Genomic DNA, 19,008 nt, shown 5'->3' on the forward strand with positions numbered 1-19,008 from the left:
CCTTCTTTCCTCTACGAGAGAGCCGCGACGCATTCACTACTTACTTTTTTAAACGCCATCGACCAAGATAACTGACAAATAGTAAGAGCAATAAATAAGCTGAAACCCCACCCCCTGACAACGGATTGCTATCCGAAGAATCATCAGGTGCTTCTTCTGCGGGAGGACTCTCGTCTAATTCCGCCACTTCAATTTCATAATTTAGTGTCGACATTAGTCCAGTCGGGTTGTGAGCAACGAGCGTAACGAGGTGGGTTCCCTTACTCGCAAAATTGATCTCGACATTTTCTCCGTCAAATCGTTGCTGTGTTTCAGTAAACCAAGTAAACACTTTCGTTAGGGGGTCATTTTCATCTACAGCTGTGAACTCACAAGTGAGACCTGAACAGGAATGCGTTACGGAAATATTGGGACTTGGTACAATGATGTTAGTATTGACTAACACCTCGGTCGTTACAGTAAAAGAGCCATCGCTCAGTTCGGCCCAATATTGCTTTATGCCTTCCCCATCTTTATTGACAGACAATGTGTTAGTGGAACCTAAAACTTGGTGAATGTCATACCACCGATAGGATAGTTTTCCGGGAAGCATTCCATCGGGCATAGTCATGGTGAGATTGCACTTCTTATCGTCACACAATTGAGAAACCTTGGGAGCAGAATAGACATGCAGAGATTCATTGTTGTTAATACCCACAGTCTGTAAAAGAGTCCGCTCCGCGAAAGAGTTCTCCAAAAAAACTCGAATCATGGAAACTCCCTTGGGTAGCACTTCTTTCGGCACCAACAACTCAAAAGAAGGCTCAAGCGCTAAATCGTTAGTACTTAAAACATTTCCTTCTTCATCCACCGCAGATACAAGGTATGACTCGCTCAGTTCGCCCTCAAAACTATCCGAAATTGAATAGTCAAACTTCAATTGACCAGACTCACTGACAGTTGCCTCATTGAGGCGAATTTTCTTGATAACCTCGATAAACGATGTCTGCTGTGCAGCCGTTAAAACACTTTCAAGTTGGCGCTTTGTTGAAGGGTATATATCGTTAATAAACGCCTCACAATAGTCCCCAGCATTACCTTTAATTTCTATTGTGACACTCGGTAGGTCAAACGTTCCTGCAACATGTGCGGCAGATGTTCCATGAGCTTCATAGAAAAAAGATGATGGAACTGAAATAAACCCATTCCCACCTACTGAGCTAAGGTAATCCGCAAGGTCTTTGGATCTTGAAATAATATCGTTATCTAACGCAGACGAATCTGAATAGATAACAGCAGCCGCCGTTGAGTGGATATCTACAAAAATGGCTTGAGCGTCTGAGTTGTTGAAAACTTTGTACATCGCATTATTTACCGCAATGGTTTCACTCTCACTATTCGCCATGGGCCCTACATAACTTAAAGAACACGGATCTGCACTTTCAACCGCATGATCGTTACTCCAGTCAAATGAAAAGTTACGGTTTAAATCTACCCCAATTACGGAATCTGGCGATGGGCAGTAGGTATCGTTTAGATTGTTTCGAGTACGTTTTAATTCGGATTCACTTCTTTTGATGGCGTCATGATTAGCATGAAGGAGAAAATACACTTCCGTATTCCGCAAATATTCTGTAATAGAAGGATTGTCTCCAAACTGAGTGACCAAATCGTTCATCATAAAATAAGCGAGATTGAATGCGCCGATTTCGTTGCCATGCAGCCCACTCAGGAATAGCACTTTCGAACTCTTTTGCGTTGAGTCAGACGAAACACGATAAAGTAAAATATTATCATTTTGAGAGCGGTGAGACTTACCAACAATCTCACCTGTCAACACGTCAGGATACTGATTCATCAAAGTGTGAATAGCCTGTTCTTTGCTGGCTAGATTTCCAAAGCATGAATTGACATGGGCGAATGGTAAGTCTTCTGCATGGCTATAAAATACAGTTAGACCTAGAACGGCAGTGAAGAAATAACGCATGATTCAAAAGTCACTTGGAGGCTAATCGTATTGAGTAAAACGCTGAATGGCTGTCTTGAGTGCCACTAAATATTCTTTTTTTGAGAGACTTTCACTTCATTAACCTCGAACAGGGGTTCAGGATTAATAGTGAAATTTTGACACTTACCAATTGTTCTGATAGTCGATTTCACACCTTTATTGAAATGGGTAGCTCTCTACTTTCCAAAAAAGATATATCAGATTAAGTCTCAGACTCATTCAGGGAATGGTGTTCGTCTGCTGATCAAATACGCGGGCAGGCCCTAGTGGGGTTTACTGTTTCCGTATACATCACGGGATATTCCCTTAATGAAATCAGCTTGACTATCCAAGTATCCTGCAACGAACTTGTTTTCGTCGAGCTGCCGCATACCATGCCCCCCGTTGGGGAAGACTCTAATGGTGATGTCTTTGCCTTTTGCCCTCAGCGCTATTAGTCTCGCTAAGGTCTTTTCGACGGGCGCTTCTTTATCTTCTTCGGCCAAAGCCCAATATTGTGGCGCAGTGACATTTAAGATATTAACAATGGGATCAATGCTCCAGTCAACGTTCAACGAGTCAAATGCAGGAATCCCCTTTTCTAAAAGCTCCTCTGGTGGCGTAGAAATTAGTACGCCGGTATAGCTCCCCCTAATCGCATTTAGCCAAGGTTCGCTCCGATACTTCTCTTTCAGCCTGATGAGCTCAGGCAAGCCGTCTCGGTACTGAGTTTTGATCATTCTGGCAGTAACGTCGGTAATTTGGCGGGCCGCCGTGATTGCATCTGTGTCTACCCCCATGGCTTTGAGTTCTAACACGACTTGGTCGGCATCTTCTTCGGTGAAATCTGCTACCAAACCGTAGCCGATAACCAGAAAATCAGCGTGCACACGATTGCTTGCAATCGGAGCCACCCACCCCCCTTGTGACAAACCCACTAAGCCAAAACGCCCAAACTTTCTATCCGCTAGCATCTTTGCTTGATTAGATGCTGCAACTAAATCATCAGCCAACAACGGGAAATTTTGAGTGTAGGTGCCTGTTGACTGGCCCGTTCCCCGTTTATCAAAAATAAAAACAGAAATGCCTCTTGCAAACAATTGGTACGGTTCTACTGCTGATTCAATCCAGCCAGTGTCTTCTGATCCGTGAGCGTAAACCACAAGGGGTGTTTCATGGTTGGCGTTTGGTTGTAGTAAAAGTTGCCCAGCAAAGCTTGCACCACCTGAAGAAAACGTTGTATTTAAGGTGGTAGCAGGTTTCTTGACCCATTTTTTCCCTTCAAAAATAAAGGCGCCCTGATCACACAAGTGATTAGCTGAGGTTATTCTGAGAGTATGAAAACTGCCGTCAGACTTAACCACCTGATACGCACTCGGCATTTTAGTTATTGTTAAATATTCGTCACTAGCGACCTCGTAAACACCTGGCGCACATTGCTGACTTGCTGCTAAAGCGTCATTGCTATAAAAAGCATACGAAGCAACAAGGACAAAATATCCAATCACACTTTCTCTTAATTTCAAGCCTTTTCACCTTAATTTACGTGATACAAATTTTAATCGTTACCGGTTTTCTTCAGTAGTTACCTTGCCGCTCACTTAATTGTTGCTAGCGTATTTAACCTGTCATTTAACACTGCACTTCAACTTTTTAAAATGTCAGGTTACGAAAGGAAACCTGAATTCAATTTGAGGCTGGCGATTACCGCTACACATACGCAGTCTCAGCATAAATTGAACGCCTTATTTTATTAACTTATTTTAAATTCCTCGAGTACGGCTCTTAATTCGCATGCTAAGGTTGAGAGCTCGTCGCTTGCTGCATTCGTTTTAGCAGAGCCCGTTGCAGATTTTTCAGCAATTTGATTAATGTTGATGATATTACGATTCATCTCTTCTGCAACAGTGTGCTGTCGTTCTGCAGAACTTACAATTGTTATGTTCAACGCGCTAATCTGATCAACTACATCTGCAACGCTATTGAGCGATGATGCGGCACTGATCGTCTGCTTGACACCTTTTCGCGCCTGGATCTGCCCCTCCTCCATTGCGATCACAGACTGCTTGGCTCCGGTTTGAAGCGCTTCGATTATCTTATGAATCTCATGAGTTGAAGCTTGAGTTCGACTCGCCAACGTTCTCACTTCATCAGCAACCACGGCAAACCCTCTGCCCTGCTCGCCCGCTCGGGCAGCTTCAATCGCAGCGTTTAATGCTAATAAATTGGTTTGCTCTGCGACTCCCCGGATCACATCAAGAACTGTCCCAATACTGTTTATCTGAGACTCGAGGTTGTGAAGTTCCGATGCGCTATTCTCAACCGCATTGGCTAACTGGGTGATGGTGTTTGAAGTCAACGAAATCACCTCAATACCACTGCGCGCCTCAATCTTTGCTTTTTCAGAAGCTTCTGTCGCTGAACGGGCATCTTCGAGAACGTTTCGCAAAGTTCGAGCCATTTCATTCATTGCTGACGCGACTTGATCCGTTTCCCGATATTGCTGTTTGATATTTTCACTACTGTCCAATGCAACCCTTGAAACTTCTGTAGAAGCATCAGCGACATGCTGCGAGGATCTACTAACTCTTTTAACGAGTATTTCAAACTTCTCAAGCATACTGTTAAACGCCTTTGACATGTTGCCGATCTCGTCACTCCGTCCGCAAGCCGCTCGTAATCGGAGGTCGTTTTTACTTTCAACGTTCAACATTACCCGGTTCAGTGCATTGATTGGACGTATCAATCCTGAGGAGATATACGTACCTATCAACGTGGTAATAATGACGATTAGCAGAAAAAGACCAACAGATATTTTGACCATTGTGTTCGTCAACGTTGCAGTTGGTGACAGAGACTCGTCTTTCCCAATCTCAGCTATCAATCCCCAATGTAACCCAAGTATGTCAATCGGAGTAAATGCAGATAATACTTCCACACCTCGATAACCTTCAATAATATGGAAACCTGAATTTCCTTTTAGTGCTTGCCGTGCAGAGTCGCTGGAAACTTTCTGCAATCCAATACTTGTATTCTTTTCGTTTATCGCTCTAACGGTTGCCAGATCTACTCCCGTGTTTTGCAAAGTCTTCAGGTACGCGTCTTTATCTTGAATGAGAAATCTGCTTTGGCTGCGCATTGTCATATCATCGCCTATTAAATAGGTTTCACCAGACTTCCCCATACCAACTTCTTTCCAGTTGTCGTTATTCGTCATTACCGCATTAATGCGCTCAATAGGCATTTGAAAAATCAATACACCAATGTTTTGACCATTCTTAATGATCGGCGAAGAAATAAATGAGGCGGGAGCGTCGTAAGAAGGTTTATATGGCGCAAAGTCGGTTAAACTCACAACGTTTGCATTGCTAGACTCGCGCACAGCGCGAAAGGCTTTTCCAATTCCGGTATTCGAGTACGGACCATCAAGAAGTGATGTGGCGTAATCTATTTCTTTGTACACCGAGTAGACGATATTACCCGTAATACTATCGACAAGGAAAATGTCATAAAAGCCAAATTCATCGAGATATTCGCGAAGTTCCGGGTGATACTGCGTGTGCAACCGGCTATAGTCAGAACCATCATCGGCTGCATCTAATTTGTGTTTACTCCCCATCGGATGATTATTAGCAAGTATGTAGTGGTATTGAAGTGTGACAGTTTCATCATCAAATTGGGTCACCAAATCATGTACGCCAGCTTCTACACCATTGTTCAATAACTTGTATTGTTCATTGAACTGTTCGTTATAATACTGTGACAGATTTTCTCTAACCCGTTTAATGTCTTGGCCCTGATAGATTGCCTCAAACGTATTTTTGAATCCGCTCATGGCTTCTACGACCATGTGACTCGAAGACATCGTCCTGACTTGCGAATCTATCAGCTTGAAGTAATCTTCTATCTGATTTCTTTTGACGATAGCTGTTGAGATAAGCTGTTCTGCTACTGCATCTTCAATCGCGTTAGATGTCTCATTAAGCGCTATCGAAACCAGAAAGAGAGTGTTTACAACAACAGGAAACACGGCAAAAAGAGCGCACACAGTGATCAGTTTTGTTTTTATTTGCATAAGCTATGTGCATCGAATCCACGTCAATATAATACGTTAAACGTTGTTTTAACCCGAAATATGCCTGAAAATTTAAGAGGGTTGTTTAAAACGACTGTGGTCACTGGGGATTTGTACTCGCTATATCAGACGAAGCGTGCCTAGCGCGTTAAAATCGAATTTTATAGTAACCAATAGAGTATACTTTCATTCTAAAACTTTAGGGGTTGGAAAGATGCAGCTAACAGGCGCAGGAAACCTTCTATCAGTATCCGGATTATCCTCAGGACAGCCAGAGCGTCTTGTAGGCCAAACTATCGCTAAAATTACCCTGGATAAACTACTGGCTACATCCAACTTTTCGTGGGTGTATAAAGGAACGCGCATGCTTGGCAATGTTAAGCAGCAAGTCGTGATGAAAGTGTTACTGAATCAAATGGGCCTTCGAATTGATAATACTCATTTCGAGAGAGAGTGGTCTGCATTGGCAAGCCTTTCTCACCCGAACATATCGACTTTGATTGACATTGGTAAGACGAATGACGGCCTTCACTATATCATTATGGAACATATTGAAGGATTGCCGATTGATAAGTACTGTAATCGCAAAAGGCTCAGTGCAAAACGCAGGATTAAACTCGTTATTAGTGTTCTGAAGGCACTAAAATTCACGCACAGTCGTTTAATAGTTCATGGCGATTTGAAGCCGAACAATATTTTAGTGACAAGTGATGGGATTATTAAGCTAGTCGACTTTGGTATTAGCGCACTTCTAAGTGACAATTCAGACAGTGTTTCAGCGAACAAATTTTTCACTCCCCACTTCGCAGCTCCCGAGCAAAAAAGTGGCCAGTCACTGAGTGTCCAAACCGACGTCTATCAATGTGGCGTGCTTTTAGACTTGCTTGTCTGCAGTGGTTTGTTAAACGCTTCTCAAATCAACGGACAAACCGGTAAACCTCACTATCCCAGTATTGCCATTAAGAGGACAGCCATACGACAAGACACATCGATTCGGCAAGTTAAAAAGGTGTGTCAGTCTACACTACGACTGATTGTGGCAAAATCAACTCACGAGGATGTGGAAAAACGCTATGAGAGCGTTGAGCAACTCATCGGTGATTTAGAAAAATACGTCGACCTAAGACCTACATCTGTAGATACACAACGCTGGCTCACACCCGTCAGGTTTTTTCAACGACATGTCATGGTTTCAAGCATCACGTTAGTCTCAACTATGCTATTTTCAATCGCGATTCTGTCTTTTCAACTAAGACTGATTCAGTCCAATAAAATCCTAATTTCCAAGACCACAGAGCTGGAATCTGTTGCTCAATTTTTATCTGATACGGTGGGCCTCGCTGGAAAAAAGCTTGATACATCGAATGAGCTAACTATCGCAGATCTAATCGATGATGCAACGACCCAACTCCACGCTCGTGCCAATTTGTCTGAAGACGTTAAGAAAGATTTAGCTATCACACTTTCTCGCGCGTATGCTCAATTACAGCAATATCACAAATCATTGGACGCGCTCCGCCCAATAATCTCTACTATATCATTGGATAGCCAAAGCTCTCAGTTAGATCTGCGAATTGGTTTGCGCGCAGCTGAAGCCTTCTATGATGTCGGTGACTTGGCTTCGGCCGAAAAACTTGTCACGTCGTTGTCCCCTGTTGTCACTAATTCCAGCGTCCTTAAATTGTCGCCCGTAGTACGAGCCAGTTATTTTAAGTTGCGAGCGGAGCTATTCAGGAAGTCCGGTAACTTTGGTGAAGCCATCGAAGCGATTCACTTAGCAGAGGCTGAGCTTTATCAATCGAACGATCTCAAACTCAAAAGAATGCTGTATAACTTAAAAGGTGGTGTTTATCTGAACATCGGTGAATATCGTGAAGCAATTAAAGCCTTTGAAGATGGGCTTTCATTGAGTGGTCAAATCCATGGAAACTCATCCCCGTTTACCGATATAGTCATTTCTGGAAACTTGGCTATTTTGTATAACATCATCAAAGAACACGACATCGCTCTAACTATCATTGAAAAGCAATTAGAAATCGCCAAATCAAAATATCCATCACGTCACTCTCAAATTGCTTCAATGCTAAATACCCGAGGTATGATCCATCTTGATGCTGGAGATTACCTTAATGCGGAGTCAGATTTTGAAGAATCAATCGCTATTTACACAACAACCTATGGCGAAGATTTTATAAAACTAGTTTCTCCGTTAGACAACATGTCTAGATTACTCGCGTCTCTTAATCGTTGTCAGGAGTCGCGCAGTTTTTATGAGCGCGTTACGCGCCTTTCCCCTGAAGACTCGCTACGACCTAATTTTTCTTGCAGCAGTTTGAGCAGTCGGGAACAGAAAGTGCATTAGTTAGTTGTTCAACGATTTCACTCCAGTATTTATGGATATGACTGTGACCGTTGCTTGCTGTGCACATTTATCACGCTCACAGCTTGATGATAATCATCTAATTGGGACTGTTGTTCCTGAGTGCACTCTACCAATACTTTTTGCGGTTTAAATCCCTTTGAGACCGAAAGTGCTACGTTTTTAATAACGTTTTGATTCGGGCTAGCTGTTAAATCAGAAACTGCCGGATTCAAAAAATCAGCACCTGGGGAGTCAAAATGAAAAGTACCAAATAACATAGCGGTTGTTTTAGCAACTTTTTGTTGCTCATCAGCAAAAGCCACTGCCTGAAAACTTAAACAAGCAATAAATAACAGTCTTATATAAAGGCGCTGACAGACTAGCGTATTTGTCATCAAATTACTCCGTGATGTGAACCCGTTTGATTGAGACTTTATGACAACAGGTATGTATCCAATCTTAAACAATACCCAAAGCATTGAAACATACCCGTGCCAGAGTCAAACGCATGATTTCGGATTCCAGTTCGCGAGGTACTTAAACCAGTGAGCGCTTGAGAATGGTATTTGCTCTTGTAGGAGACGACCTCTTAATCGGTCACTAATTGTTCCACTATCAGTTTAATGTGCTCCACATCAGTACCACAACAGCCGCCCACGACATTTAGGTTAGGCATGGATGCCCGTAAACGGTTAAAGTCACCAGCTAGCTCTTTCGGGTTACCCCTGTCAAGTTCGGTGCTGTTATCCAGTTCCTCATGACTCTTGCATGAGGCATTCGCTCGGATACCCTGTATTCGGGCCAAGCAAGGGTGTTCTGATTGAATTACTGACAGGAAATGCGATGGGTGAGCGCAGTTAATCATATAATAAATAGGATAGCGCTCAGTGGCGCGTTCCGTCTCCTCAATGGCCGCCATTAAGGGCTGCCCCGTCGGCAAACAACCATTTGTCTCCACGGTGAATGATATAACTACAGGCATATTCATAAGTTTAGCGCCAAGCGCTATTCCAATTGCCTCTTCCACGCAATTCATTGTGATTGCCGAGATCATATCGACTTTTGCTAAGCGGAACGCTTCTAATTGTGTTCGATGATAATGTAAAGAATCTTCAACCGTCGTATCAACGTCTGGGCAGTATCCGTCGCCACGAGGCCCGATCACCCCATTGATAACTGACCTCGTATCGGAATTAACTGACTGTAAAGTTTTGACGAAAGAAACGCACTCAGCATTAATACGTTCCACTGAACGAGACTCAGACTCAACGCGTTTAATCCAATCACTACTAGCTCTCCACGTGGGTGTATCCACAATAAGGCTGACGCATTGCTGCTTCGCCAAGTCAAAGTAGGCCTGAAAATACTCGCACATGTGGTGCTTGGAAACATCGTTACTCAACGCAGTAAACGCGGCAAAGTACGGAAGTTCAACGTTTCGATTAAAAATCAAGTCGGTTTCCAACCCACCATCAGTAATAAAAAGGTCATTTGATTGATGAGGCAATTTCATTCGTGTCACGCTGTCAATTAATTTCTAGTATCTTGATTAACGGATTTGAGGTCATTGAGATGCCAAAAACTTTTAGATGACAGTTATTTTTCGATTAATTGCATAATCTGAAATCTATTTGCGTTGTAATGTAATAAGAGCTAACGAGTTCGAAGGATTGAAACTAAACTTACTAAAGACTTGCATAAAGTTAAGTGGACTATTTAATGCCTTATCGTATCTGGTTTATGACGCTGTTACTGTTATTCACTTCATTGATTGGATTGAATTCGAAAGCCCATTCAAAAGAGGCTTCTTTTGAAGAATGGGGATTGTCTCAGTCCGAGTATGAGAAGTATGAACAGGTGCGCTCATCACAGCCCGAAGACCCTTCTTCAGCACTCCAGCAGATTAGGCTAATTATCGCTAGCGGAAACCGGTCAGATAGTGAATATATTTATAGCACGATATTGTTAGCTGATATTCTAATCGCGCTGGGCCTCATGTTAGAGGCTGAAGATGTGCTGAGTAAAGTTTTTCAACATAAAGATGTTCTGAAAACGGCGCTGGCAAAAGCCTCCGTAGCCAAGCTCTCATCCGAAATCCTAATCGCAAAGAACAACATATCTGGGGCGATAGCGTCTATAGATTCTGCCATCGAATTATATTTGAAAGCTAACCAAGCATTGTTGCGCGCTGACGCTAAACAGGTCAAGGGTGGCATATATTGGGAACTGGGGTTAAATGATAGTGCCATGCAGCTTTACTTCGAAGCTCTTGCAGTTATTAAACAACATAATGATAAGGTCAGGTTATCTTCCGTATATAACGCAATTGCTATGATCTATGCATCCACATCAGATCATGAGAGTGCAGTCACGTTTTACTCTAATTCATTAGCGCTAATTGACCATGGACAGTCTGCTTTTTATCGATCGATCATCCTATTTAATCTTGCTAAATCCTATTATGACGACAAACAGTATGCGCAAGCGTTAGCGCTCTTTGAAGAGACATTAGAAATTTCAGAATCTTTAAGCGATGATTTTGGGATAGCTCATTCGTTGGTATTCATTGCCCGCGCCCAAATAATGCTTCGACGACTTCCCCCGGCAAAGTTAGTGTTACTGAGAGCCAAATCGTTAGTTGATGAAGATAACGATGTCAGTTTGTTTTTGTCGATACTGACCGGCCTCATTCAGGTGAGTTCAGAACTCTCTCAGTTCACTGAGGCTAATCAATACATCGAAGAAGGTTTGCAATTCGAACCCCTTATGGTTAGCGCTGATGACTTTAGCCTGCTAAAACAAGCGGCTCTCAGTTACTCATCGCAAAACAAACCCGCACAAGCAATGGCACTGTTCACAAGATATTATGACAATGCGGAAAAGGCTCGTCAGTCCGCCCAAAACACTAAAATTGAACGCCTCAAGTTGCTATTTCAAGAGTCTGCGGTTATTTCACAGAATGAGCTACTGAAAACAGAAAACGATCTCCAAGCAGCTAAAATTAGTAAGCAGCAGGTCGAAGCGTACTTCTACTGGACGGTTGTTTTGTTGCTTGCTTTATGTTGCGTCGGTTTTTATCTTCAACACAAAAAACTGATCCGTGCAAAAAACTCGTTTGCAGAGCTTGCACTGACTGACGAACTGACGGGGGCACCCAATCGTCGAGCCATTTTGGAGTTTGCTCAGAACCAAGTAAACATATCCTTACGCTATGAAACCCCTTTGTTCATTGGCATTGCGGACATAGATCGATTTAAGCAGATAAATGATACTTATGGTCATCACGTAGGTGACATCGTTTTAAAGTCGTTTTACGAAGCGACCAAAAACGTGATCAGACAATCTGACAAAGTCGGTAGGCTTGGTGGTGAAGAATGGCTAATGGTTTTTAGTAATACTTCAATATCTGAGGTAGAGCGAATATTTACACGCATTTCCACATGTCATAACGAGCTGATTAAGGACGAGTTGCAAACTTACATAACTTTTTCATTAGGTGTAGTGGAAGTGTCAAGTGAACTTGGTGCGTTAGATGAAATTCTCAGCAAGGCTGACAGCGCCATGTACAAAGCAAAGTCAGAAGGACGCAATAAGGTCATCGTTCACAACTTAGCAAGCATATAACTAGTCGCGCTGTCCCGAAGCGTATATTGCGATATAGGCAATCTTCCATAGGTTGAGGTTGTACAGTTTGAAAATCCACCATTCTCTCGTAGAGCTTGCACGCAGCTGGGTAGTGGTTGCAACCAAACAATGATTTGCAATAATGCTGTATTGCGATTTCCGAGATATTGGGGGCTCAAAGTAATAGCTTTGTCCTTCAGTGGCCCTCCACCCTTCGATTTCCGCTCTAGTGCAATGCAAACTGTTGTTTACTTGCAGAACGCAGTGCCTGTGGAGGTGTTGGCGACAAAATCGCTCGATATCGTTTCTAGATAATAAACTGAACCATTCGTTGACTCTTTTATTAACTTCATTCACCTTAAAATCCCTCTATTCACGTTTACTCAGCCTCTTGAATCACACCTATTGTTAAGCATGCAATATCCAAAGAGTCAAAGCCGCACTCTATTTGCGTTTCCAATCAAGATTAAAAAAAGAGCAAACGCTGAGTGACACTATGTAATAGTGATAAACGTAAACGATGTGTAAATTGAGACAAACGGTGAGCAAGTGCGGATGACGCTGTTAAGGATCTAATGACGCCAGTCCTATAAAAGTTGATGGAGGGTTGTTACGAAAGCTCAGCCTCGACGACACGCTCAAGAATTTTCTTTGCCTTATCCCAAAGGCGGTTAACAGTTCGTAACGATAAGTCCGTTGCAGCGGCAACTTCTTGATTTGTGCAACCTACAAAAAATTTCAATTCAATGATAGTAACGAGAACCGGCTCAATCTGATTCACTTTGCACAGATACGAGTCAACCAGAATGACATTATTGACAGACTGCAACTCTCCCAGATGCTCTTCATTGTACGTCACTGCAGACCAGTCGCCTCCACGCTTCTGCGACAAAATCGCTCGTGCATAATCAACCATTATCTGTCGCATCGCGGACGAAACGACTGCGTGAAAATGCTCTCTGTTCGACCACCGGTTGGGTTCGCGGAACAACTTGATAAATGCTTCGTTAACTAACAGCGTGGGTGTAACACCTGCAACTGAGCGGTTTCTTAAGCTCCTCACAGCCGTTTGATACATCAATTGATAAACTTCACTGATAACCGCATTCTTCTCTGATTCGGACTTTACATGATAGTCGTTCAGAACTTCGGTTAAATTGTCTTGTAACTTCAAAAAGGACATAGATTAGATATCTAGATTATTTAAAAGGACTGTAGAGCTTAGGCAAAGAGAATAAACTATCTATTGCTTTATCTCTAGAAAAAGAAAGTATCACATTACTTCAGTCAACATAAATCGTTCATAAGAGCAGATTGCCTATCATCAAACAACACCATCTGAGTGACTCATGCTTCAGAAAGTGCGAATTCAAATACGGACTATTGCAGAATCTTTGTTATGGTTACGTCAACTCAAATTTGGTCCCCCAACCACTACAAGATTTTGCTGGACTATTTGAACCCCTTGTGAAGCGTAAAATGGCTTAGCCAAAGCTGAGGCATCCACCTTAAGCTTTTCGATCTGTTAAAACTTTGCGCGCTTTAAGCATTTATCATATAAAAACGTCACTACCCCCGATCTTTACTCAAAAGCATGCGCAAAGCTCCATCAAATGTAACCTGATGATACCAAAGAAGTAAACCCAACAACCTGTGAATCAAACTCTTCGATTGATAAACTATGGATCGTTGTCGAGTTTGGTTGACCAACCATCGTATTCTGGCGGAACAAATGCCCATGAAGCTAGTTGCTTTTATCAATCGACACAGACATTATTCCGCCCTTGAAAAGCCCAAAATAAAGGTTAGATTGTGCTTCAGTATGCTCAGCGTACATACTCCAAACTCCACCATAAATCGCTTCAGTTGATTCAAATTCGTGAACACTCCATGTATCACCACCATTGGTCGATATTTCAAGTAAAAATGGCTGTGGCTGTTCAAACGCTTTTACCCAGCCAGCAGTGTACATTCTGCTTGGTTCGATAGAATCAATTAAAAGCCCAAAGTAGAACTTTGAGTCTTCATTAAGATAAAAATCACGCCACGTTTTGCCCGCGTCATCGGAAAAGATAATGCCGGGCTCACCTGAAGCGTATATGGTTGATGGTTCATCAGGATGAAAACGGATATTTTTGACAGTGCCAGGTTCTCCATTCATATCTGTCATTGAGGAATGCTCAGACAATACCTGTGAAGATAAGTCGTAACTGTATAGCTGTGACTGCTCTATTGCATTTTGCCCACCAATCCACACTGCCGCGCCGTGAGGATCGATGGTTAGGGCTGAGAAACCTTTAGCAAAACCCTGCCATTCACCAGACAATATATGCCACGTTCTTCCTAAGTCATTTGAGGAAGCTAAAACGTTGAAACCAGTCGCGAATAGCATACCGGTCTCATTATCATATGCTAATGCGTGCATTTTTTCACTTAGCTCAACGGACTGGATGATGATGATACCGCCGCCATCAGCCTCGCCAAAGTTACTTCCGACGTAGTCCCAGCTTTCACCAAAATCGAGTGATTCTGCCATATAAAAATTATCGCGAAACTCTATTGATGCAATGTAGTGACCTGCACTTACCTCTACCACGGCATACACATGCCAATCGCTGGTAGCGTCGAGAGCATGCCAATCTTGAGCCTCACGTGTATAAACCCCATGACTGGTGGCTGCCAAAATACCAGTCCCTGCTTTGGCAAACTGATTCACAGTGACACCATCTAACGATGTATAGTTAAAGATAACCTCTTGCTCCGGGGAAACATCTAACGTGTTTGTGTCATTGCACCCAGCATTCAATAAAACCAAGGCAATGATTGACACTGCTTGCATCACTAATTTTTGCATTCCGTTTACTCTTAAATAGTTGGTGCTTGTTTTCTAATCGAGTTAAACGTATTCAAGAGACATTGAGTGCCAATCAGGTATAAGCGTTATGGCTATCTTGTTGTACGCAGCAAAGGGACCTATTTTCAGTGTATCTTCTAAAACGGTTCCTTAAAAAAATGCTGAAGCGCTTGCATGGTGAAAATTAAACGCACTAAGTGATTTTGAACTTAACTGCTAAAATTAGAACGCTTTGAATAGACCATTTCAGTGAAGTGTTATGAACTGACCATAGTGCTCATTTTTAGGGATGATAAGTTGCGTAGAGTTTTCAAATTCCTTCCAGCCCAGCTTGAGTCCATTAAGGACCTCATTTGCAATAGAGGTATTGGAAACCAATTGTGCTTGCAATTTTAGGCAGATTTGTTCTACGCGTTGATTGCAAACAATCGGACCGTAGGGGATTGGTGGCGATCGCCACAGTTCAGATAGCGAGTTCTTGCCTGCAGAGCTTTCGTAGACCTGAGTTGCTAGTACGCCCACCTCGACCCTCCCAGATAGTAACGCGTCCATCACATTTTGGTGACTACCAAGATACTCTATTTTCTTTTTAAGATAGTGACTCTCGCCTGGAAGCAATTGTAGAATTTTTGCTAATCCAACTAAACCTCCTGACGACGAATCTGGCCAAACCATGCCAACTGGTTTTGACGTACTTTTCAGCGTGGTAACTAATGATGTATTTTTTTTCCCTGCGACAATGCTGCTGGTATACGATGTTTTACGGTTATCAGGAACAATTAGCAGTACGTAGGAGCTGGATGCGGCGATTTTGGCAAAGCCAGCGAGATTAGGTACTGCCACATCAACTTTATCGTTCACGAACGCCGTCGCTAAATCTGTTGGAGAATTGAAAACTTGAACATTCACTTTAGCATTGGCTAAATCGCTCAAAGACTGAGCGAGCGGCGCAACAGATTCCGCTCTGTCAATATATTCGTAATGGTAGGTTGCTATCACAATCTCGTCACTCGCACGAGCTCCGACGGAAACGCTTAATAGAACCAAAGCTAACACCATGAATACTCGTTTTTCTCTACACACTACGTTCGCCTTCCGTCGTTTAATCGTTAAAGCATTGTCAATACATTATACGAGAACTAGCGACGAACCGTGTCTATTCATATCCATATTACGTTCTTTACAATAATCTTGATGAACTGACATCTTTTCGGTCAATTTCCCGTTATAAACTTAAACATTAACAGGAAAACTTATGAAAAAAAGTGCAATTGTGACAGGGGGGGCTTCAGGAATTGGCCGCGCGATCTGTATCGCCTTAGCCCAACAGGGTTTTGACGTTTTAATTGTTTGCCGCAAAGCATCTGCAGCACTACACGAGGTAGAAGAAGCGTGTCGCACGTATGGAGTCAAAGCGTATTCATCATTGGTTGATTTGAGCGATGCAGAAGCAGTCAAAGAAATCGTTGAAACACACAACAGAATTTTTGGGCAAACACTCGATGTCTTAGTAAACAATGCGGCAGAGACGGCAAGTGGAAGCTTCGGACAACTGGCCCCCGCTCAGATTGAAAAAGCAGTCAACGTTAATTTGCTTGCGCCAATTCAACTAACACATCAACTTATGCCATCACTAAAAAATGCAAGAGGTAATGTGATAAACATCAGCTCAATCAATGCGACTCACCCAGTTAGAGGGTTGTCCGTGTACTGTGCGACAAAGGCTGGGATGGAGACTTTCACCCGATCTCTGGCTATCGATGCGGGCCCAGATGGTGTAAGAGTTAATTGTGTGTCGCCGGGGTGTACCAACACGCCCATGTTCAGTAATGCCACGACTCCGGAAATACGAACCCACATCGCTTCAGAAACACCATTGCAACGCATCGGTGAACCTGAAGATATCGCAAACGTTGTATGCCTGCTTCTAAGCGAGAAAGCAAAGTGGATAACGGGAGAAACGATTACCGCTTCTGGCGGTCTGTATTGAAAATTGGCAATTTTGGCTTAATAAATATGGGATTAAAGACTTAAGATGCACGAAAACCTCAACGTAATTCATGAATTTATAAAGGTCAGCGAACGATTAAAAACTGAAATGAGACATAGCTGGTTATCTGACGGTAGGCAAGAAAGTGTTGCAGAACACACGTGGAGGATGTCCTTGATGGCTATACTACTACACGGCAAATTAAGTCAAGATACCGACCTGTTCAAAACTCTTAAGATGATCATTGTTCACGATCTAGTTGAAATTTATGCTGGGGACGTATCTGCGACGGATTTGGTAGACAATGCCTCACTGAAGCGGCAAAAAGCACAGGATGAGGCAGCGGCGATCGAAAAGATAGCCAGTCAACTAGGATCTGTTGGGCAGGAAATAAAGAACTTGTGGGTCGAGTTTGAAAAACGAGAGACGCCCGAAGCACTGTTTGCTGTAGCACTAGATAAACTCGAAGTGCAGATTCAGCATAATCAAGCTGACTTAGCAACCTGGGTTCCAGTGGAGTTTAAAATGATTGAGTTAAGTCATTTTAACTCAGGTTTTGACTCCCTCGTTGATGAGTACAAGAACTTAATAGTCTCTGAGTCTAAAGCTAAAGTAGCTGAAGGTAAAAATTAAATTATGAACGATAAACGTCGGTAGAGCGCCACTGGATAAACTTTTAAGGCTGCTAACTTCTCCTAGATTAGTACAGTCTTGAGAGTTGAATCTGAATCCGTTTAACGATGGCAGTCTCAAGTAACACGGTGTACCACTTAATAGTGCAATTTGCACAGCGTTTCTATCGGTGAAAGGTGTAAACGTAAAATATTCACTAACGAAGGATAAACAATGCTGGAAATTAGACCAAACTGTGAGAACTGTGGGACAGATTTGAAGCCAAGCTCAGTGAATGCTTTCATTTGTTCTTTCGAGTGCACATTCTGTAAAACGTGCGCGCTTGATATTTTACACAATGTTTGTCCGAATTGTGGTGGAGGTTTTGAGCGCCGTCCTATACGCCCCTCTTTAAACCTAAAAAATGGTAATTACCTTGGTGTACACCCCGCTAGTGAGAAGCCTGTCATAAAGGCCGTCGATACCAGCGCACACGAAACGTTTGCATCAGAGATTCGGAAAATTTCACCCAATATGAGGTAGTTAGCGCTAATCTATTGACTGAAGCGTATCGATTTGATCTTCGTTAATATAGCGAATAGCACTTTCCACCGCAGTTCTGTTAGTACCTGTTAAGCTGATTAAGGGAGGAGGTAACGAATCTTTATTGCACAAAGAAAGAATTTCTGCTGCTGTCGCCGTTACTCGAACGGTGCCGACCTTTGTTTTGTAGAGTTCCATTAGGGGACCCAATAAGTTTTGGTAGTTATCGACTTGATCCAAGTGCCCGTTGTCCAGAGCGTTAACTATTGATACACAAATATCAGGAAATATGCCGGCAACAACAGAGTGCCAAACGTTGATTTCGGAAGTTAGTGCTGAGGCGAAATGAGGGTCACCACTCAACCCGATTTTTACTTTTGGATCAATCGTGCTTTTTAGCGCCTTAATCCAATCTGTTCGTGTCACATTCCCATGACGGAAGCTAGATATTTTCACGGCTTCAATATGCGGTAATTTAGTTAACTCAGACAATAGTTGAAGCGAAAAACTAAACTGAGTAGTTATCGTATTCTCATTGATGCAAATTGGAATAGACACATTCTGAGTCATTTCCTTGTAGAACCGAAGCACTTCATCCTCAGAAAGTGTCTGGTAAGAGCATGGGGCAATTAGTAGATAAGCAGCGCCATGCAATTGTGCGTGTTCAGCCAAAGTAAGAACATCGTAACTATTCAAAGCACTAACCCCTACCATAACCTCAACGTCTTCAGCATAAACCAATCCTTGTTCGAGTATAGTTTTCCGTTGCTCAATAGAAAAATATAGACCGCACCCCGCCGCCCCTAGCAGACTGATAGAGCCAACCTGTGCATCACGTAAATTTTCTACAATACGAGCAAAAGACGCTGGGTCAAACCTCCCTGAGCGCACTGGCGTTAGCGCATGAGCGTTCAACGACACTTTTTTCACTGACTTAAGCCCTAATTAACACTTCTATGCTCTTCGGGAATTCGAAGAGCAA

General features: G+C 42.7%; 14 protein-coding genes. 5 read left to right on the forward strand and 9 right to left on the reverse strand.

The window, feature by feature from the left end; translation table 11 throughout:
* Positions 1–40: 40 nt before the first annotated feature.
* The 3 genes from KIU71_RS11580 to KIU71_RS11590 all read right to left on the reverse strand — a co-directional run bounded on the left by KIU71_RS11580 (position 41) and on the right by KIU71_RS11590 (position 6,041).
* Positions 41–1,966, reverse strand: coding sequence for a M14 family zinc carboxypeptidase (locus tag KIU71_RS11580; protein ID WP_214131452.1), 1,926 nt, complete (start codon positions 1,964–1,966; stop codon positions 41–43).
* A gap of 284 nt (positions 1,967–2,250) precedes the next feature.
* A complete protein-coding gene (locus KIU71_RS11585; RefSeq protein WP_214131453.1) occupies positions 2,251–3,492 on the reverse strand; it encodes an alpha/beta hydrolase family protein in 1,242 nt (413 codons plus the stop codon).
* A 227-nt stretch (positions 3,493–3,719) separates the two neighbouring features.
* The gene (locus tag KIU71_RS11590) at positions 3,720–6,041 is read right to left on the reverse strand and encodes a methyl-accepting chemotaxis protein (RefSeq protein WP_214131454.1); all 2,322 of its coding nucleotides are present in this window, start codon (positions 6,039–6,041) and stop codon (positions 3,720–3,722) included.
* 214 nt (positions 6,042–6,255) lie between these two features.
* Between KIU71_RS11590 and KIU71_RS11595 the strand changes: the two genes are divergently transcribed.
* The gene (locus KIU71_RS11595; RefSeq protein ID WP_214131455.1) at positions 6,256–8,403 is read left to right on the forward strand and encodes a serine/threonine-protein kinase; all 2,148 of its coding nucleotides are present in this window, start codon (positions 6,256–6,258) and stop codon (positions 8,401–8,403) included.
* A 29-nt stretch (positions 8,404–8,432) separates the two neighbouring features.
* On the opposite strand, the gene KIU71_RS11600 is transcribed toward KIU71_RS11595, so the two are convergent.
* Together KIU71_RS11600 and KIU71_RS11605 are read right to left on the reverse strand one after the other, a co-directional pair.
* Positions 8,433–8,798, reverse strand: a complete 366-nt coding sequence (locus KIU71_RS11600; protein ID WP_214131456.1) for a hypothetical protein — start codon at positions 8,796–8,798, stop codon at positions 8,433–8,435.
* 194 nt (positions 8,799–8,992) lie between these two features.
* Positions 8,993–9,916: a homocysteine S-methyltransferase family protein gene (locus KIU71_RS11605; RefSeq protein WP_214131457.1), complete on the reverse strand. Its 924-nt coding sequence runs from the start codon at positions 9,914–9,916 to the stop codon at positions 8,993–8,995.
* A gap of 206 nt (positions 9,917–10,122) precedes the next feature.
* On the opposite strand from KIU71_RS11605, the gene KIU71_RS11610 reads away from it, so the two are divergent.
* Positions 10,123–12,027: a diguanylate cyclase gene (locus tag KIU71_RS11610; protein WP_214131458.1), complete on the forward strand. Its 1,905-nt coding sequence runs from the start codon at positions 10,123–10,125 to the stop codon at positions 12,025–12,027.
* Between the two features lie 610 nt (positions 12,028–12,637).
* On the opposite strand, the gene KIU71_RS11615 is transcribed toward KIU71_RS11610, so the two are convergent.
* From KIU71_RS11615 to KIU71_RS11625, 3 genes are all read right to left on the reverse strand, one after another.
* A complete protein-coding gene (locus KIU71_RS11615) occupies positions 12,638–13,201 on the reverse strand; it encodes an ECF-type sigma factor (RefSeq protein WP_214131459.1) in 564 nt (187 codons plus the stop codon).
* 570 nt (positions 13,202–13,771) lie between these two features.
* Positions 13,772–14,881: a hypothetical protein gene (locus tag KIU71_RS11620; RefSeq protein ID WP_250207466.1), complete on the reverse strand. Its 1,110-nt coding sequence runs from the start codon at positions 14,879–14,881 to the stop codon at positions 13,772–13,774.
* Positions 14,882–15,127: 246 nt separating this feature from the next.
* On the reverse strand, positions 15,128–15,940 hold the full coding sequence (locus KIU71_RS11625; RefSeq protein ID WP_214131460.1) for a phosphate/phosphite/phosphonate ABC transporter substrate-binding protein: 813 nt from the start codon (positions 15,938–15,940) through the stop codon (positions 15,128–15,130).
* Positions 15,941–16,136: 196 nt separating this feature from the next.
* On the opposite strand from KIU71_RS11625, the gene KIU71_RS11630 reads away from it, so the two are divergent.
* The 3 genes from KIU71_RS11630 (at position 16,137) to KIU71_RS11640 (ending at position 18,026) form a co-directional block, all read left to right on the forward strand.
* Entirely contained in the window at positions 16,137–16,871 is a 735-nt protein-coding gene (locus tag KIU71_RS11630; protein ID WP_214131461.1) for an SDR family NAD(P)-dependent oxidoreductase, read from the forward strand.
* A gap of 45 nt (positions 16,872–16,916) precedes the next feature.
* Positions 16,917–17,504 carry an HD domain-containing protein gene (locus KIU71_RS11635; RefSeq protein WP_214131462.1) on the forward strand — a complete coding sequence of 196 codons (588 nt, stop codon included), beginning with the start codon at positions 16,917–16,919 and terminating at the stop codon, positions 17,502–17,504.
* A 213-nt stretch (positions 17,505–17,717) separates the two neighbouring features.
* A complete protein-coding gene (locus KIU71_RS11640; protein WP_214131463.1) occupies positions 17,718–18,026 on the forward strand; it encodes a DUF1272 domain-containing protein in 309 nt (102 codons plus the stop codon).
* Between the two features lie 6 nt (positions 18,027–18,032).
* Here the strand turns inward: KIU71_RS11640 and KIU71_RS11645 are convergent, their stop codons facing one another.
* On the reverse strand, positions 18,033–18,956 hold the full coding sequence (locus KIU71_RS11645) for a dihydrodipicolinate synthase family protein (protein ID WP_214131464.1): 924 nt from the start codon (positions 18,954–18,956) through the stop codon (positions 18,033–18,035).
* Positions 18,957–19,008: the final 52 nt, after the last annotated feature.

This window comes from Alteromonas oceanisediminis (assembly GCF_018474025.1).
Lineage (GTDB): Bacteria > Pseudomonadota > Gammaproteobacteria > Enterobacterales > Alteromonadaceae > Alteromonas_E > Alteromonas_E oceanisediminis.

What these genes read in the sequence shown, in the direction of transcription:
- KIU71_RS11580 (WP_214131452.1), bottom strand. Translation starts at nt 1,966, where the DNA reads ATGCGTTATTTCTTCACTGCCGTTCTAGGTCTAACTGTATTTTATAGC.
- KIU71_RS11590 (WP_214131454.1), bottom strand. Translation starts at nt 6,041, where the DNA reads ATGCAAATAAAAACAAAACTGATCACTGTGTGCGCTCTTTTTGCCGTG.
- KIU71_RS11595 (WP_214131455.1), top strand. Translation starts at nt 6,256, where the DNA reads ATGCAGCTAACAGGCGCAGGAAACCTTCTATCAGTATCCGGATTATCC.
- KIU71_RS11600 (WP_214131456.1), bottom strand. Translation starts at nt 8,798, where the DNA reads ATGACAAATACGCTAGTCTGTCAGCGCCTTTATATAAGACTGTTATTT.
- KIU71_RS11605 (WP_214131457.1), bottom strand. Translation starts at nt 9,916, where the DNA reads ATGAAATTGCCTCATCAATCAAATGACCTTTTTATTACTGATGGTGGG.
- KIU71_RS11610 (WP_214131458.1), top strand. Translation starts at nt 10,123, where the DNA reads ATGCCTTATCGTATCTGGTTTATGACGCTGTTACTGTTATTCACTTCA.
- KIU71_RS11620 (WP_250207466.1), bottom strand. Translation starts at nt 14,881, where the DNA reads ATGCAAAAATTAGTGATGCAAGCAGTGTCAATCATTGCCTTGGTTTTA.
- KIU71_RS11625 (WP_214131460.1), bottom strand. Translation starts at nt 15,940, where the DNA reads ATGGTGTTAGCTTTGGTTCTATTAAGCGTTTCCGTCGGAGCTCGTGCG.
- KIU71_RS11630 (WP_214131461.1), top strand. Translation starts at nt 16,137, where the DNA reads ATGAAAAAAAGTGCAATTGTGACAGGGGGGGCTTCAGGAATTGGCCGC.
- KIU71_RS11635 (WP_214131462.1), top strand. Translation starts at nt 16,917, where the DNA reads ATGCACGAAAACCTCAACGTAATTCATGAATTTATAAAGGTCAGCGAA.
- KIU71_RS11640 (WP_214131463.1), top strand. Translation starts at nt 17,718, where the DNA reads ATGCTGGAAATTAGACCAAACTGTGAGAACTGTGGGACAGATTTGAAG.